Source organism: Janthinobacterium sp. Mn2066, from assembly GCF_049319705.1.
GTDB lineage: Bacteria > Pseudomonadota > Gammaproteobacteria > Burkholderiales > Burkholderiaceae_D > Janthinobacterium.
Window position 1 is genome coordinate 267,298 of the sequence record NZ_JBMOUF010000001.1, and the last position, 15,135, is coordinate 282,432.

Annotated in this window: 10 protein-coding genes; 4 read left to right on the forward strand and 6 right to left on the reverse strand. The window is 61.9% G+C overall.

Going from position 1 to position 15,135, the window contains the following annotated elements; translation table 11 throughout:
• Positions 1 to 160: 160 nt before the first annotated feature.
• Positions 161 to 1,990 (forward strand): glycoside hydrolase family 9 protein, encoded by a 1,830-nt coding sequence (locus ACL9RI_RS01185; protein ID WP_422724772.1) that lies wholly within the window; start codon positions 161 to 163, stop codon positions 1,988 to 1,990.
• A gap of 192 nt (positions 1,991 to 2,182) precedes the next feature.
• Here the strand turns inward: ACL9RI_RS01185 and ACL9RI_RS01190 are convergent, their stop codons facing one another.
• The 4 genes from ACL9RI_RS01190 to hglS all read right to left on the reverse strand — a co-directional run bounded on the left by ACL9RI_RS01190 (position 2,183) and on the right by hglS (position 8,598).
• Positions 2,183 to 2,680, reverse strand: coding sequence for a DUF4265 domain-containing protein (locus ACL9RI_RS01190; RefSeq protein ID WP_422724773.1), 498 nt, complete (start codon positions 2,678 to 2,680; stop codon positions 2,183 to 2,185).
• 112 nt (positions 2,681 to 2,792) lie between these two features.
• On the reverse strand, positions 2,793 to 4,118 hold the full coding sequence (locus ACL9RI_RS01195) for an MFS transporter (protein WP_422724774.1): 1,326 nt from the start codon (positions 4,116 to 4,118) through the stop codon (positions 2,793 to 2,795).
• A gap of 67 nt (positions 4,119 to 4,185) precedes the next feature.
• Positions 4,186 to 7,179 carry an FAD-binding and (Fe-S)-binding domain-containing protein gene (locus ACL9RI_RS01200; protein ID WP_422724775.1) on the reverse strand — a complete coding sequence of 998 codons (2,994 nt, stop codon included), beginning with the start codon at positions 7,177 to 7,179 and terminating at the stop codon, positions 4,186 to 4,188.
• Between the two features lie 3 nt (positions 7,180 to 7,182).
• A complete protein-coding gene (gene hglS, locus ACL9RI_RS01205) occupies positions 7,183 to 8,598 on the reverse strand; it encodes a 2-oxoadipate dioxygenase/decarboxylase HglS (protein ID WP_422724776.1) in 1,416 nt (471 codons plus the stop codon).
• A gap of 171 nt (positions 8,599 to 8,769) precedes the next feature.
• Between hglS and ACL9RI_RS01210 the strand changes: the two genes are divergently transcribed.
• Positions 8,770 to 9,666 carry a LysR family transcriptional regulator gene (locus ACL9RI_RS01210; protein WP_422724777.1) on the forward strand — a complete coding sequence of 299 codons (897 nt, stop codon included), beginning with the start codon at positions 8,770 to 8,772 and terminating at the stop codon, positions 9,664 to 9,666.
• A gap of 66 nt (positions 9,667 to 9,732) precedes the next feature.
• On the opposite strand, the gene ACL9RI_RS01215 is transcribed toward ACL9RI_RS01210, so the two are convergent.
• Positions 9,733 to 10,548, reverse strand: coding sequence for a Crp/Fnr family transcriptional regulator (locus tag ACL9RI_RS01215; protein ID WP_422724778.1), 816 nt, complete (start codon positions 10,546 to 10,548; stop codon positions 9,733 to 9,735).
• Between the two features lie 470 nt (positions 10,549 to 11,018).
• On the opposite strand from ACL9RI_RS01215, the gene ACL9RI_RS01220 reads away from it, so the two are divergent.
• On the forward strand, positions 11,019 to 12,722 hold the full coding sequence (locus tag ACL9RI_RS01220) for a methyl-accepting chemotaxis protein (RefSeq protein ID WP_422724779.1): 1,704 nt from the start codon (positions 11,019 to 11,021) through the stop codon (positions 12,720 to 12,722).
• Here the strand turns inward: ACL9RI_RS01220 and ACL9RI_RS01225 are convergent.
• Positions 12,719 to 12,919 carry an oxidoreductase-like domain-containing protein gene (locus tag ACL9RI_RS01225; protein ID WP_422724780.1) on the reverse strand — a complete coding sequence of 67 codons (201 nt, stop codon included), beginning with the start codon at positions 12,917 to 12,919 and terminating at the stop codon, positions 12,719 to 12,721. The two genes, ACL9RI_RS01220 and ACL9RI_RS01225, sit on opposite strands and share 4 nt — an antisense overlap.
• Positions 12,920 to 13,260: 341 nt before the next feature.
• On the opposite strand from ACL9RI_RS01225, the gene ACL9RI_RS01230 reads away from it, so the two are divergent.
• Complete coding sequence (locus ACL9RI_RS01230; protein ID WP_422724781.1) at positions 13,261 to 14,787, forward strand: DEAD/DEAH box helicase; 1,527 nt, start codon at positions 13,261 to 13,263, stop codon at positions 14,785 to 14,787.
• Positions 14,788 to 15,135 lie beyond the last annotated feature (348 nt).

A 15,135-nucleotide genomic window follows, 5' to 3' on the forward strand; every position in this document is an offset into this window, starting at 1 on the left:
CGACCATCGCACCCGGGGCGCGTGACCGCTGCGCCCGAAATGCTTTTTCATGCAGCCGGCGCGGATGAAAATATTTCTTACAATCATTGTTTGTATTTATTTCTGATGATATTCTAAAAATAGAATAAAAATATGACATGAATCAACTATGAGGCTCAACATGCGATACCCATCCCCCGCTGCTTTTAAAAATCCTTTGTCTGTCCCCCTGCTGACCCTGCTCCTGAGTTCCCTGTTCGCCTTGGCCCCGGCGCAAGCCGCCGAATCCACCGCCGCCTTGATCTCGGTGCAAGTCAACCAGGTCACGCTGGAAGCGCATGGCCCCAAGAAAGCCATCGTCGAATACCTGGGACAGCAAAGCGGCGGCAGTTATCGCGTGATGCGGGATGGCAAGGAAACCAGCAAGGGCCAGTTGGTCGCGCTGCCCGGATTTGACGAATGGGGCGCCGGAAAACATTACTTTGTCGCCGACTTCTCACAGGACAGCGAAGCTGGCAGCTATGTGATCGAAGCCGAACTGGGCGGAGAAAAAGCTGCATCGGCTCCCGTTGTCGTGCAAGAGAACGCCTTGTTCAACGCCACTGCCAGCAGCTTGCTGGCCTATTTCCACAGCAGCCGCAATACCAACCCCAAGGACCGCCACCTGCGCATCTACGACAGCCAGCGTTACGCCGATGTCTGGGGCGGCTGGAATGATGCCGGTGGCGACGAAGGAAAATACCTGTCGCATCTTTCCTATGCTAATTTCTTCAACCCGCAACAGGCATCGATGGTGACCTGGGTACTGGCAAAAACGGCAACTACCGCACCGCAACTGTACCGCAATGCGGGGCTGGAAGGGAAGGTACGGGACGAAGCCTTCTGGGGCGCCGATTACCTGCACCGTATCCTCGATCGGCAAGGCTACTTTTATACGACCGTTTTCGACAAATGGGGCACCGACAATGCCGAACGCATGGTCACCGGCTTCGAAGGACTCGACGGCAAATACAGCAAGAGCTACAAATCGGCGTTCCGCGCCGGCGGCGGCATGGCGATTGCGGCACTGGCGCGCGCTTCCATCCTGGCCAAGAGCAGCGGCGTGCACGGCGAGTTCAGCGCTGCTAGCTATCTGGCCGACGCGAAACGCGCGTTTGACCATCTGCAAGTGCATAACCTCGAATACTGCTACGACGGCAAGGAAAACATCATCGACGACTATACCGCGCTGATGGCCGCGACCGAGCTGTACCATGCAACCCACGAACGGAAATACCTGGCGGCGGCGCGCCTCCGGGCCAGCAACCTGACTGGCCGGCTGACGGCCGATGGCTGGTTCATCAGCGACAATGGCAGCCGTCCTTATTACCATGGCGTCGAAGCGGGCTTGCCTATCCTGAGCCTGGTGTACTACCGCGAAATCGAAACCGATGCGGCACGCATTGCGCGCGCGCAAAAGACGATTGCCACCGCGCTCGACGCGCAACTGCGCCTCGACAGCAAGGTGGTCAATCCCTATAACTATGCGCGCCAGACCTTCCGTACCTATGACAAGGGCCAGCTGTCGAAGGACGTCTACGAAGGTTTCTTCATGCCTCACGACAATGAGACGGGTTACTGGTGGCAAGGCGAAAGCGCGCGCCTGTCCTCGCTCAGCACCGCCGCAATCCTGGGCGGCCGGATCGCCGCGCCGCAAGCCCAGGGTGCCTTTGGCGTCAGCCCCGGCCTGGCCGAATTTGCCCAGAACCAGGTCGACTGGACCTTGGGCCGCAATCCCTACGGCATGAGCATGCTGCACGGCTTCGGCGTGCGCAACCCGCCCGATGCCGAAAGCGCCGGCCCGATGACCAAGGGCGGCGTCTCGAACGGCATCACCGGCGCCACCGACAGCAGCACCGCGCGCGGCATCGTCTTCGCGCCCGGACCCGATGAAAATCAATGGCGCTGGGTGGAACAATGGCTGCCGCACTCGGCGTGGCTGTTGCTGAACGCGGTGACGATGGCGCAGTAAAACGTCCGCTCTTCACGGTCGATGTAGCGTGCAATGAAAAAATGTTGCGCGCCAGGTTTTGGTACTTCTCCTTTAAACCCCGCTAGCTCGCTGCCGGGGTTTTTTTTGCGCGCAGGCAATAGGGAAGCCCGGATGGACGATGGTAGTCAGCATTCTGGAGAGCGGCCACCACATGACGTGAGGACGTACCAGTCAAGCTTGTTCTTCTAGCCACCAATTCAATAAAGTCTCATCATCGTCATCCGCCAGGTTGACGTAGATATTGGCAAAATACCATTCGATCCCCGTCGCATCGCGGAAGGCGTCGAAGGGGATATGGATACTGTGGATGCCATGGCGGCTGGGGACGCTGAAGGTGAGGTTGCCTTCGTACTGGCCATCCAGCGTGCCGCCCAATTGCTGCTGCACCTCGCGTGCGAGCTGGTCGACGGCCGCTTGCGGCACTGCGTCGGCGTAGATGTGGATGCAGAAGTTGCCGCCGCGTTTCAGCACCTGCGCCGGCGCCAGCGGATTTTCTATGTTGATGATGTCGCCGCGCGCCAGGTTCAGGGTCAGGCCGGGCGAGGCCAGCAGCTCGTAGACGTGTTCGTCGATCTGGCGGGCAGGTAGCGATTCGAATACGGGGCCGCTCTCGTTTTCGCCGGCCAGCACGCGGATGTGGGGCAGGTCGTCACAGTTGATCTCTTTCATTACGGCTTTCATGGCGGTGGAGTCCGGCTATTGTAGCGCTTGCCGCAATGAAAAAAGCACGCCGAGTGGCGTGCCTTGATCATGCTCACTGATGATGCTCAGTGAGGAAAATCTATGGCTTGCTGGTTTTTTCCACATTCTTCGGCACGAAGAACAGCACCAGCAGGGCGCCGCCCAGGCTGAGGGCGCCGGTGGCGGCGACGCCGTAGAAAATGCTGCCTGTTTCGTTCTTGATCAGGCCGATTACCCATGGCATGAAGAAGCCGCTCGAGCTGCCCAGCATGGTGATCAGCGCGATGCCGGTCGCCTTGATGCGCGTGTCGAACAGCGTGGCCGGGATCGTGAAGAAGACGGCATAGCTGCCGAAGATGCCGATCACGATCAGGCTGTAGCAGGCAATCGCAAACGTCAGGTTGGTATGGAAGGTGGCCAGCAGCAGGGCGCCGATGCCGATCGCCGAGGCGCAGCAGATGTAGTGCCAGTAGCGTTCCAGTTTCAGGTCCGAATGGCGGCCGATCAGATACATGCCGGCGAAGCCCGCCAGATAGGTGCAGGCCGAGATCAGGCTGATCGACTTGACGTCGGTGATGCCCAGTTCTTTCAGCACGCTGGGGCCCCACAGCGAAATCAGGGTGACGGCGGACAGCTGCGTGAAATACACCATCGCCAGGATATACGCCATCGGCGTGCGCAGGGTGCGCTGCAGATTGCTTTTGCCGTCCGGGTCGGGGGCGGGGGCAGGGCCGATATCGTGCACGATCTGCGCTTTTTCGCGCGTCGACAGCCATTTGGCTTTCTCAGGTTTATCGGTCAGCACGACCAGCGCCAGGAAACCGAGCAGGATAGGCGGGATGCCTTCCATCAGGAACAGCATCTGCCAGCCATGCAGGCCGAACACGCCGTCCATCGAGGTCATGGTCCAGCCGGCGATCAGGGAGCCGCTGATGCCGGCGATCGGGTTGGACATCTGGAACAGGGCGAAGGCGCGGCCGCGGCGCTGCGCGGGGAACCAGTAGGTCAGAAACAGCAGCACGCCAGGATAGAAGCCGCCTTCGGCTACGCCCAGCAAGAAGCGCATGGCGAAGAATTGCATCGGCGAGGTGACGAAGGCCATCAGCATGGTGGCCATGCCCCAGACAACCATGATGCGGAACAGGGTCTTGCGCACGCCTACGCGCTCAAGCAGCATATTGCTCGGCACTTCGAGCAGGATGTAACCGGCGTAGAACAGGCCGGCGCCGAAACCATAATCGGCTTCGGTCAGGCGCAGATCGCTCATGAAATGCAGCTTCGCGTAACCGACGTTGGTGCGGTCGATCAGCGCGAACAGGTAGGCCAGGAACAGAAAGGGAATCAGGCGCAAGGCGATGCGCCGGTACAGGCGATCGCTTTCTATCTCAGTCATCGGTGGTGCCAGGGGTGCTGCGTCTATTTTCATGCATGTCTCCAGTGTTTATCATTTTAATCATATCGGGTGCGGCAAAATAGTGGGGGAATAAATGCGCCTAATTGCACCCCGCTGCGCGCAACTGCGCCAAGAGTGCTTCGGCCGGATGGCGGGGCCGGAAACCGGCCTGGCGTTCGGTCTGGCAGCGGCAGGAAAAGCCGCTGGCCAGCACCTGTTCTGGCGCCGCGCCAGCCAGTTTTGGGGTCCAGCTCATGTCGAACAGCTGGGCCGACATGGCCACATGTTCCTGTTCATGGCCAAACAAGCCGGCCATGCCGCAGCAGCCGGTGGCCTGCACCTCGGTCTGCAGGCCGGCGGCGCGGAAGATGTTCGACCACTGGCTGCCGGTGCGCGGGCGCGCCGTTTTTTCCGTGCAGTGCAGGAACAGGCGGAACGGTGTGTTTGCCGTAGCGGATGCGCACTGTGGCCAGTGCAACCTGCCCGCCTCCAGTTCGTTCGCGAGGAATTGGTCGGTCGATTGCACCTGCGTTGCGCTGGCGCCGTCTAGCTTGTATTCATGTTCGTGCATCAGCATCGTCACCGCTTCCACGCCGAGCAAAGGCAATCCTGTGGCCGCCAGCTGGCCATGCCAGGCGCGGGCTGCTTCGGCGACGGGCGCGAATTGATCGAGCATGCCCAGCACATGCAGTGACTTGCCGTTGGCAATCGCGCTGGCCAGGTGCACGCGGTAGCCCAGCAGGGTCAGCAGATCGTGCACGGCTTGCGCGGCGGTGGTGTCGAAGCTGCTGGTAAAGCTGTCCTCCAGCAGGATCACGTGGCGCGGTTTTTCTTCTGCCGGCAAGGCCTTCAATGTTTGCACGGCTAGCGGCTGCGACGGGTGCAGCTTGGCGTCTTTGCCTTGAACTGGGCTGGCCGACAATGCAGGCAGGTCGGACAGGCCAAATATCCTGCGCAAGATGGCGCCGCTGACACGGTTTTGCGCCAGCAGGTTGGCCAGCGCGGGCGCCTTGCCCAATATCGCCAGCAAGGGTTCCATGCGCGCCACCAGGCGGTCGCGCCGCGAGCGGGACACGCGCTGGTGGTAGTGCTGCAAAAAGCGCGACTTCATGGCGGGAATATCGACCCGCACCGGACACTGGCTGGCGCACGCCTTGCAGGACAAACAGGTCGATAGCGAGGTTTTGACTTCGGCTTCCATCGCTTGCAGCGCGGTGGCGCCGGCCTCGGATGGCGCCGCTTGCTGCAGGCTGTCCAGGCGCGCCCACTCGCGCAGCAAGGTGGCGCGGCCTTTCGGCGACTGCGTGCGGTCGCGCGTGGCCTTGTACGAAGGGCACATCGGGTCGCTGGCGTCCCAGGAAAAACAGGCGCCGTTGCCGTTGCAGGCGACGGCCCGTTCGACTGCCTGCATGCGGATCGCATCGATCTGCTGATCGGCCTGACCACGCAAGGGCACCATGTCGATGCGGTCGATTTTATGGAGCGCCGTTTGCGGGCCTGGCGTGGCCAGCTTGCCCGGATTGAAGATATTCTGCGGGTCGAACACGGCCTTGATGCGGCACAGTTCCGCATACAGTTCCGGGCCGAAGAAAAACGGCGAATACTCGCCGCGAAAGCCCCGGCCATGCTCGCCCCACAGCAGGCCGCCATATTTTTTCGTCAGCGCCGCCACGCCATCGGAGATCGGGCGGATCAGGGCGGCATCAAACGGGTTTTTCATGTCGAGCAGGGGACGCACGTGCAGGCAGCCCACGTCGGCGTGGCCGAACATGCCATACGCCAGGCCATGGCTATCGAGCAGGGCGCGAAATTCCGCCACATAATCGGCCAGCTTTTCCGGCGGCACGGCCGTATCTTCGACGAAGGCCATGCCCTGGCGCGCGCCGCCCAGGCGGCCCAGCAGGCCCACGGCTTTTTCACGCAAGGTCCATAACTGCGCCACGGTCGCCGCATCGGTGACCACCGCCCAGTCGATCGCCCGCTCCGAGCCGTCGGCCAGCAGCGCGTCCAGGCGCGCCACCTGTTTTTCCACGGCGGCCGCGCTGTCGCCGACGAATTCGACAAAGTTCAGGCCCAGCACCGGCTGAGGAGTGGCTCCGCCCAGCACGTTTTCGATGCCGCTCCAGATCACGTCCTGCTGCGCCAGTCCCAGCACCTTGTCGTCGAGGATTTCAATCGCCGCCGGTTCGGCCGCGACCAGGCGCTGCACGTCGGCCAGGGCCATCTGGAAATGCGCATAGCGCACGGCCACCAGCGCCCGGTGGCTGGGACGGGGAATCACGCGCAAGGTGATCTGTTTGGTCAGCGCCAGCGTGCCTTCCGAACCGGCCAGCAGGTAGGCCAGGCGGAAAGCGCCGTCATCGCGGCGCACATGCTGCAGGTTGTAGCCGGTCAGGCCACGGTTCATTTTCGGGAAGATCGCGGTGATGCGCTCGGCTTGTTCCGTGACCACGCGGCGCACTTCGCGGTGGATGGCGCCGGCCATGTCGCTGCGCGCGGCGACGGCGGCGCTGGTATCGTCGTCGAGGTCTTCCACGGACCAGTTGCTGCCATCGGCCAGCACGATGTCCATGGCCTCGATATAGTCCGAGGTCTTGCCATAGATGCGCGAGCCCTTGCCCGAGGCATCGGTGGCGACCATGCCGCCCAAGGTGGCGCGGGTGGCGGTCGACACGCTGGGCGGAAAGAACAGGCCGTGCGGCTTCAGGTAGGCATTGAGCTGGTCCAGCACCACGCCCGGCTGCACCGTCACCAGGCGCCGTTCGGCATCGAAGGAGACGATGCCGTTCATGTGGCGCGACGTGTCGACCACCACGCCGCTGGACAGCGATTGGCCATTGGTACCGGTGCCGCCGCCGCGCGGCGCGAGCGGGATCGGGCCATATTCGGCGCTGGCGGCCAGGCGCACGATGCGGTTCAGGTCTTCGCCTTCGCGCGGGTACAGCACGGCCGCAGGCGTCAGCTGGTAAATGCTGTTATCGGTGGCGAACACGGCGCGCGTGGCGATATCCGATGCAATATCGCCGCGGTAGCCGCTGGCCGCCAGCGCAGAGAGAAAGGCCGCCAGGCGCTGCGCAGGGATGGTGGTCGTCATCGCTTAACGTTGCAGCAGTGCGGCAGCAGTCGTCCCGGCCACGTCGGGCGACAGGCCAAGATCGATCAATGCTTGCTGCAGCGAAGCCAGTTCGGCGCTGGCGTACAGGGCCAGTTCGTCGAACGGCTGCTGGCCCAGCGCTTCGGCGAATTGATCGCGGTTCGAGCGCGTGGCATAGGCTGCGCCGGCAGGGCCACCCAGGTTCGATTGAAAAATGCCGGCCGCGCTGACGGGCAGGAAATCTTCATACAGGATGGGATCAAATTGCAGCCAGCCTTGCGCCAGCAATGCGTCGATCGAGCCAGCAGGCGTGGTGTTTGCCGCCAGTCCGGCCGGGGTGGCGCTGTAGCGGAAGTAGGCCAGGCCCTGTTCGCGCAGGGTGTTCCAGTCGTCGGGCAAGTCCTTGAAGTTTTGCTGCAGCGCGGCCATGTAGGCTGGCGTATGCGTCGCCGGCACCTGGGCGCGCGTGGTATTCAGCAGTGCATCGTAGCGCTGGCGACCCTTGGGCGTCAGGGCGGCGCCGCGCTGTTCCACTTCGCCGAAGCGCGCCGTGTGGTGTCCTTGCACAGGCTGGCCATCAGCGCCGGTAAACAGTACGGTTTCCTGCAGCGCCTTGAAGCTGGTCTGGCGCAGCAGAATCGGGCACGCGCGGCGCGGTGGCCCTTCGATGACGGCTTTCGGCACGATGCCGCGCAGCGGCATGCCGGCTTGCACGGCGTCGATGTCGAGCGTGCGCGGCGTCAAATGGTTGATGTGCGGGCCACGGAAGCTGACCACGTCGGCGATCAGGCGGTGGGCGTCATGCAAGTGCTGGTATTGCACGTCCGAGACGGTCGCCTGCTGGTGCCAGCGGAAGGTTTCCAGTACCTGTTCGACGAACTGCGTGGCCTGCTCTTTTGTCAGGCCGCCTTGCAGATCGTGCGCGTCCAGCAGTGCCAGCGCGCCCGGCGTGAAGATCCGGCGGGCGGCGAGGATTTGCTCGGCCTCGGCCCGCAGCGCCGCATCGTCGATCAATTCCAGGCGCAGCAGCGACGTAAAGATGCGGAAGGGATTGCGCTTGAGCGCCGCATCGTCGACAGGGCGGAAGGCGGTTGCATGCACGGGCACGCCGGCTACCGACAGATCGTAGTAGCCGACCGGCTGCATGCCCATCACGGCAAACACGCGGCGCATGCCAGACAGTTCGGCGGCCGTGCCCAGGCGGATCGCGCCGTGGTATTCGATATTCAGGCGCCCCGTTTCGCCACGCCGTTCGAGCAGCGCCTGCAAGCCGGTGTTCTGCGCCAGGACGTCGGCGTTGCCGTCGGCGACCAGTTCGAGCAGGGTGCCGTACTGGGGCACTTCGGCGCGGTACATGGCCGACATGGCTTGCGAGAACTGGCTGCGGATGTCGTCGGGATGAACGTAGTGGGCTTGCATGATGCTTTCCTTCGCTGGCACGGGCTGTTGTTTGGATGAGATTGTTTTTGCGGCGGCTGGCGCGAGTTTTTGGGCACGACGCACCGGCATATTCGGAATACAATTATGCCGATGCTGCGGCGCAGCGGTTGCGCTGTTTACTCAAGACTTCATTCTGAAATGGTATGACCCATGCAAACCCCCCGTAGCTTTCTTCCCTCCGTTGCGCTGCTGTCCGCGTTTGAGGCGGTGGCGCGCCTGGGCAGCATCACGGCTGCGGCGCAAGAACTCAATTTCACGCAGAGCGCCGTCAGCCGCCAGGTCAAGGCGCTGGAAGAGCAGCTCGAGGCGCATCTGTTCGTGCGAGAAAATCAATCGCTGCGCATTACGCCGGCCGGCGAACTGTATGCGCGCGAAATCGGCGACGCACTGCAGCGCATCCGCGCCGCTTCGCTCAATATCCGTTCCAACCCGGACGGCGGCACCCTGAACCTGGCGATCCTGCCCACTTTCGGCAGCCGCTGGCTGGCGCCCCGTCTGCCGCGCTTTTTCGCGCAGCATCCGGGCGTGATGCTGAATTTGAAAACGCAGCTGTCGTATTTCGATTTTCGAACCGCCAGTTTCGACGCGGCGATCCACTTCGGCCATCCGCACTGGCCGGATGCGGAGCTGGCGCTGCTGCGCTCGGAGGAAGTGCTGCCCGTGTGCAGCCCGGAATTGAAGGCGCGCGCCGGTTTTCGGCATCCCGACGATTTGCGCCAGCAAGTGCTGCTGCACCTGAGCACGCGGCCTGACGCCTGGGAGCAGTGGTTTTCGCTGCATGGCAGCTCGCGCGGCGCGGCGCACGGCATGCTGTTCGACCAGTTTGCCACCATCGCCGAAGCGACCATGGTGGGTGTCGGGGTGTCGCTGCTGCCCAGTTTTTTGATCCAGCAGGAGCTCGACAGCGGTAAGCTGGTGCCGGTCTTCCCGCTGCCGATGGCCAGCGCCGAGCATTACTACCTGGCCTGGCCCGTCGAGCGCGCCCTGTATCCGCCCTTGAAGGCGTTTCGCGAATGGCTGGTGGCGGAGTCGTCGCTGGAGCGCTAGGCGCGCAGGCATGAAAAAAGCACGCCGTAGCGTGCTTTCGGGTGGGGTGCAGAAGCGCTCAACGGTTTAATTGGCTGCACTGATATCGCTGCGGAATTGCTCGAAGCCGGCGCGCGCCGCCTTGTAGCAATTGCCGGCCGCCGCTTCCAGGCCCTCGCGGTCCAGTACTTCGACCGTGCCGCGGCGGTACTGGATCAAGCCTTCGTCCTGCAGCTTGCGGGCCGTGACGGTAATGCTTTCGCGGCGCACGCCCAGCATATTGGCCATCGTGTCTTGCGTAACTTTCAATTCGTTCGACAGTGAACGGTCGAGGCGGTCCAGCAGCCAGCGGCACAATTTTTGTTCGATGCTGCAATGGCGCCCGCCCACCACGTTTTGTGCCATCTGGGCGAACATGGCGCTGGTGTAGCGCATCAGCAATTTGGCCAGCGCGCCGCCTTCATTGAAGACTTCACGCAGGAAAGCTGTTTTCAGGCGGTAGCCATAGCCTGCGCTTTGCACGACAGCCGTGCAGGTGGCGCGCTCGGCTTCGTACAGCGCCACGCCCGCCACGCCTTCGCGGCCGACCACGGCGATCTCGGTGGTGGCGCCGTCTTCCATGACATACAGCAGGGAAACGATGGCATTGGTCGGGAAGTAGGTGTAATCGATCTTGTCGCCGAAATCAAACAGGTGCTTGCCGACGGGCAGGGCGACCAGTTCAAGCTGGCAAAACAGGCGTTCCAGGTCGCTGCGTGACAAGGCGCGCAGCAATTCGTTTTGTTGGGCGCCCGTGATGCTGATCACCGGCGAGAGCGATGGGTTAGGGGCAGCTTTCCAGTCGTGCACGGTGACTGGGGTGCTGTTGGTTGCCGGGGTCAGGTTGCTATAAGCTTTGTACATGTTTGGCCTCATCTTCTGGTTTTGTTGGATGGCTTGCTTGTCGCTGCTTGCCTGCTTTGCTGGCATTGCACTTGTTCCAAATGGTGTATCTACTATAAGGGCTGGCCGCAACGGCTGGCATCGGATGAGCCGACGTGCTTATGTAGGCTAGGAACATTGCCCCGTGTCATCCGGCTCCTACGCGAAGAAGGGCGTTATCGATGGAAATTTCCGTGCAGAAATAGACGAAGTTTGACGAAAATGTGATGTGAAGCAAGCAAAAGGCGATTATTGGGCGGTAGTGATCTGTAAACTTTTTTGCCACTATGGCAGGCAATGATAAAATCTTGCTATTGAGAAAATCGACTTGCATTTGAGTATGGACTCCCTGTTGGATACCGTCTTTTTCGTGATGCTTGCACCTCCTGGCCACGTTGTGTGGCGCTTGCGCCGGTCACGCCCCCTAAATAGTTTGATGAAGGAAGCAATGCATGAAATGGTTTTTTGATCTGAAAATCGCCAACAAACTGCTGCTGTCGTTTGGCGCCGTGCTGCTGCTGACGGCTGCGCTGGGTGTCTCGGCCATTTTCGCGATGGCGCGTATTCATGACGCCGCCAGCGATCTGTCGCGCAACTGGATGCCCAGTGTGGAGGCGGCCCTGTTCCTGCGCAGCGACATGGGCGATTTCCGCCGCTGGGAGCTGGCGCATATGCTGTCGGTCAAGGAATCGGACATGACGGCCAATGAGCAGCGCCTGGCCACTACCGGCGCCAAGTTGAAGGAAGACCTGGCTACCTACCGCAGCCTGATTTCCGAACCGGGCGAACCGGAACTGTTTGAACAGTTGCTGGCCTTGAACACTGAGTTCATGCGTTTGCACGACACCATGATGGCCTTGTCGCGCGACATGAAGAAAGAGGAAGCGAATGCGCTGGCAGTGGGGCCTTCGGCCAAGGTCATGGTGGAGATGACGGGCGTGCTCGACAAACTGGTGGGTATTAATACCACGGGCGGTGCGCAATCGACCGTCAGCGCCGATGAAACCTATGCCGCGTCGCGCACTACCCTGATAGGCTTGCTGCTGGGAATCGTGGCGCTCGGTTTCGTGCTGGCGCTGTGGGTGGCGCGCACGGTGTCGCGTCCGCTCAACGCGGCGGTCGGCGTGGCGCGCCAGGTGGCGGCCGGCGATTTGACGGCGCACGTCGTGGTGACGTCACAAGATGAAACCGGGCAATTGATGGCCGCCCTGAAAGACATGAATGCCAGTCTGCAAGACCTGGTGGGCCAGGTGCTGAGCGGCACGGACACCATCGCCATTGCATCCGGCCAGATCGCGGCGGGCAACCAGGACTTGTCGTCGCGCACGGAACAGCAAGCCAGTTCGCTGGAAGAAACCGCGTCGTCGATGGAAGAATTGACTTCGACCGTGCGCCAGAATGCGGACAATGCGCGTCAGGCCAACACCATGGCGCTGACTTCGGCCAGCATTGCCGTCGAGGGCGGCAAGGTGGTCAGCGAAGTAGTGGGCACGATGGCGTCGATCAATGCCTCGTCGCGCAAGATTGTCGACATCATTGCCGTGATCGACGGCATCGCCTTCCAGACAAATATCCTGGCGCTGAACGCGGCCGTCGAGGCGGCGCGCGCGGGCGAGCAGGGGCGCGGCTTTGCCGTGGTCGCCACGGAAGTGCGCAACCTGGCGCAACGCTCGGCAGCGGCGGCCAAGGATATCAAGGTCCTGATCGGCGATTCGGTCGAAAAAGTCGAGGCCGGCTCGGCGCTGGTGGACCAGGCGGGGATGACGATGGACGATATCGTGGCCAGCATCACGCGCGTGACCGACATCATGAGCGAGATCACGGCCGCCACCACCGAACAGAGCGCAGGCATCGAGCAGGTTAACCAGGCGATTGCCCAGATGGACCAGGTGACCCAGCAAAACGCGGCCCTGGTGGAAGAGGCGGCAGCGGCTGCCGAATCGATGCAGGAGCAGGCGGCCAGCTTGACGCAGGTGGTCAGCGTCTTCAAGCTCGATGCGGCGCACCGCGCGGTTCGCCAGGCTGCGCCGCGTGCTGCAGCGGTGGCGGCGCCAGTGGTGACGGCGACGGCAGCGCTGGTCACGGCGGTAGTCCAGCCCCGTCTGGCGCCGCGCAAGCCGGCTGGCACGCCGGCCGATGAATGGGAATCGTTTTAACGGGTCTTGCGGGTTTTCCTGGGGCTCGGTGCTGCGGCCGCCTGGCGCTGCTGCCAGGCGCGCAGCGCGTCTTCATAGACGGCCAGGTCCTCCTGGTACATTTCCAGGACGCAAAATGTGCAACCGCTATGGCAACATTCATCATTGCCGGGCCTGGCAGGCGGCTGTGGCGGCGGATCGTGGGGCGTGGTCGTCATGGCTGGCAGTGTAGCAGGCGCCGGATGCCTTCAGGCAGTGCGCGGCGGGAACGGTTTTTGCTCAAAAATCACGGTTTCCGTGTACAGTTGCAGTGAATTAGGGTATCGTTTACAGCACTGATATTGTATCTTCTGCGCGCGATGTTCCGCCGGCGCAATCTCCGCCGCCATCGCAGCACATCTCCTCAACGCTCCCGCACTCGCCGTACAGCATGTCCCGGGGCACGGAGGTGCCGCAAGAACGATGATCCATGGCTTGCAAAACGGAGCTGCCTGCGCTCCGAAATGTTGTTTATTGAGAAAGCATGGCTTCCGCAGTGCGGAGGCACACCAGAAAATTTATGTCTGAAATCGAATCGACTCCTACGCCTGACGCCGCCTCTGCAGCGGCACCTGCCGCTGCTCCCGCGCCTGCCCCCGCTGCCCCCACCGTGAGTTTTGCCGATTTCGGCCTCGCCCCCGAGATCCTGCGCGCCTTGACCGAGCAGGGTTACAGCCATCCGACACCGATCCAGGCGCAAGCCATTCCGGTGGTCTTGCAAGGCCGCGACGTGATGGGCGCCGCGCAGACGGGCACCGGCAAGACGGCCGGCTTCTCGCTGCCGATCATCCAGTTGCTGCTGGCCCATGCCAGCAGCAGCATGTCGCCCGCCCGCCATCCGGTGCGCGCACTGATCCTCACGCCGACCCGCGAACTGGCGGTGCAGGTGGCGGAAAACGTGCAGGCTTACGCCAAGCACACGCCGCTGCGCTCGACCGTCGTTTTCGGCGGCATGGACATGAAGCCGCAAACGGTGATCCTGCGCAATGGGGTGGAAATCGTCATCGCCACGCCAGGCCGCTTGCTCGACCATATCGAGCAAAAAAATATCAGCCTGGGCCAGGTGCAGATGCTGGTCATGGATGAAGCGGACCGCATGCTGGACATGGGTTTCTTGCCTGATTTGCAACGCATCATTAACCTGTTGCCGAAACAGCGGCAAAACCTGATGTTTTCGGCAACCTTCTCGCCGGAAATCAAGAAGCTGGCCAACACTTTCCTGAATAGCCCGCTGACGATCGAAGTGGCGCGCAGCAACCAGACGGCCGACAAGGTCACGCAAGTGGTCTACAAGGTGCCGGACGACCAGAAACATGCATTGGTCGCCCATCTGCTGCGCCAGCGCGACTTGAAGCAAGTAATTGTTTTCTCGAATACCAAGATCGGCGCTTCGCGCCTGGCCCGCGTGCTGGAGCAGGAGGGCATGCGCGCCACCGCGATTCACGGCGACAAGAGCCAGCAAGAGCGCATGGCTGCGCTGGAAGCGTTCAAGAAGGGCGAGATCGACGTGCTGGTGGCCACCGATGTGGCGGCCCGCGGCCTCGATATTTCGGATTTGCCTTGCGTGATCAACTTCGACTTGCCGTATAACGCGGAAGACTATGTGCACCGCATCGGCCGCACGGGCCGCGCCGGCGCCTCGGGTGATGCCATTTCGATCTATTCCGACAAGGATGAGCGCCTGCTGGCCGATATCGAAAAGCTGATCAAGCAAACCATCAAGCGCGGTGAGCTGGCCGGCTTTCATCCCGCTCCGGCACGCGCCAACGACAGCGAACGCCGTCCGCCGCGCCGTACCGAAGGCGGCGAGCCGCGTCCGGCACGCTCGTCGGACAGCCGCTACGGCAGCGATGCAGCGGCGCGTCCGGCCGAGCGCGGCGCCCGTCCGGCTTTCGGCCCCGGCGCCCGCCGTGAAAAAACCGATCCCTGGTTCCTCAAGCCGTATGAGCCTTCCAAGACGGCAGCACCCGTCGTGAATAATAATGTGCCGCCGGCCAAGCCGAAGCAAAAGCTCGCGGCTTTGCTCGGCGGCGTGCCGAAGCAGTAATCCCATCCCAGCGGCGTGGGCGCCAGCCTCGCCGCCTCGCTACATCACAGCGCCAGGGTGAAGGTGGGCGCTGTTGATTCATATCAGCATTGAATGACAATAAATGGGCCTGCATGCCGGTTTATTGTTTATTTGTATTGTTTGCAAATAATTAACTTCGTACAATCTTACTTTCCAATCAATCGATTGGATGGTTTTTTTGCATGCATGCCGTTTTATTTTTGTAAAGGGTTTGTGCGCGACAGGAGGTATTTTTGTTGATGTTAGAATCAGCGAGTCAGTTTGTATTGTTACATGATGTTACCAGCTTATAAAAAAACGCTGGCATCTGCGATACTTCCAGCCGGA

Excerpts from the sequence above, each read along its gene's own strand:
- ACL9RI_RS01185 (WP_422724772.1), top strand. The coding sequence starts at position 161 with ATGCGATACCCATCCCCCGCTGCTTTTAAAAATCCTTTGTCTGTCCCC.
- ACL9RI_RS01190 (WP_422724773.1), bottom strand. The coding sequence starts at position 2,680 with ATGAAAGAGATCAACTGTGACGACCTGCCCCACATCCGCGTGCTGGCC.
- ACL9RI_RS01195 (WP_422724774.1), bottom strand. The coding sequence starts at position 4,118 with ATGAAAATAGACGCAGCACCCCTGGCACCACCGATGACTGAGATAGAA.
- ACL9RI_RS01200 (WP_422724775.1), bottom strand. The coding sequence starts at position 7,179 with ATGACGACCACCATCCCTGCGCAGCGCCTGGCGGCCTTTCTCTCTGCG.
- hglS (WP_422724776.1), bottom strand. The coding sequence starts at position 8,598 with ATGCAAGCCCACTACGTTCATCCCGACGACATCCGCAGCCAGTTCTCG.
- ACL9RI_RS01210 (WP_422724777.1), top strand. The coding sequence starts at position 8,770 with ATGCAAACCCCCCGTAGCTTTCTTCCCTCCGTTGCGCTGCTGTCCGCG.
- ACL9RI_RS01215 (WP_422724778.1), bottom strand. The coding sequence starts at position 10,548 with ATGTACAAAGCTTATAGCAACCTGACCCCGGCAACCAACAGCACCCCA.
- ACL9RI_RS01220 (WP_422724779.1), top strand. The coding sequence starts at position 11,019 with ATGAAATGGTTTTTTGATCTGAAAATCGCCAACAAACTGCTGCTGTCG.
- ACL9RI_RS01225 (WP_422724780.1), bottom strand. The coding sequence starts at position 12,919 with ATGACGACCACGCCCCACGATCCGCCGCCACAGCCGCCTGCCAGGCCC.
- ACL9RI_RS01230 (WP_422724781.1), top strand. The coding sequence starts at position 13,261 with ATGTCTGAAATCGAATCGACTCCTACGCCTGACGCCGCCTCTGCAGCG.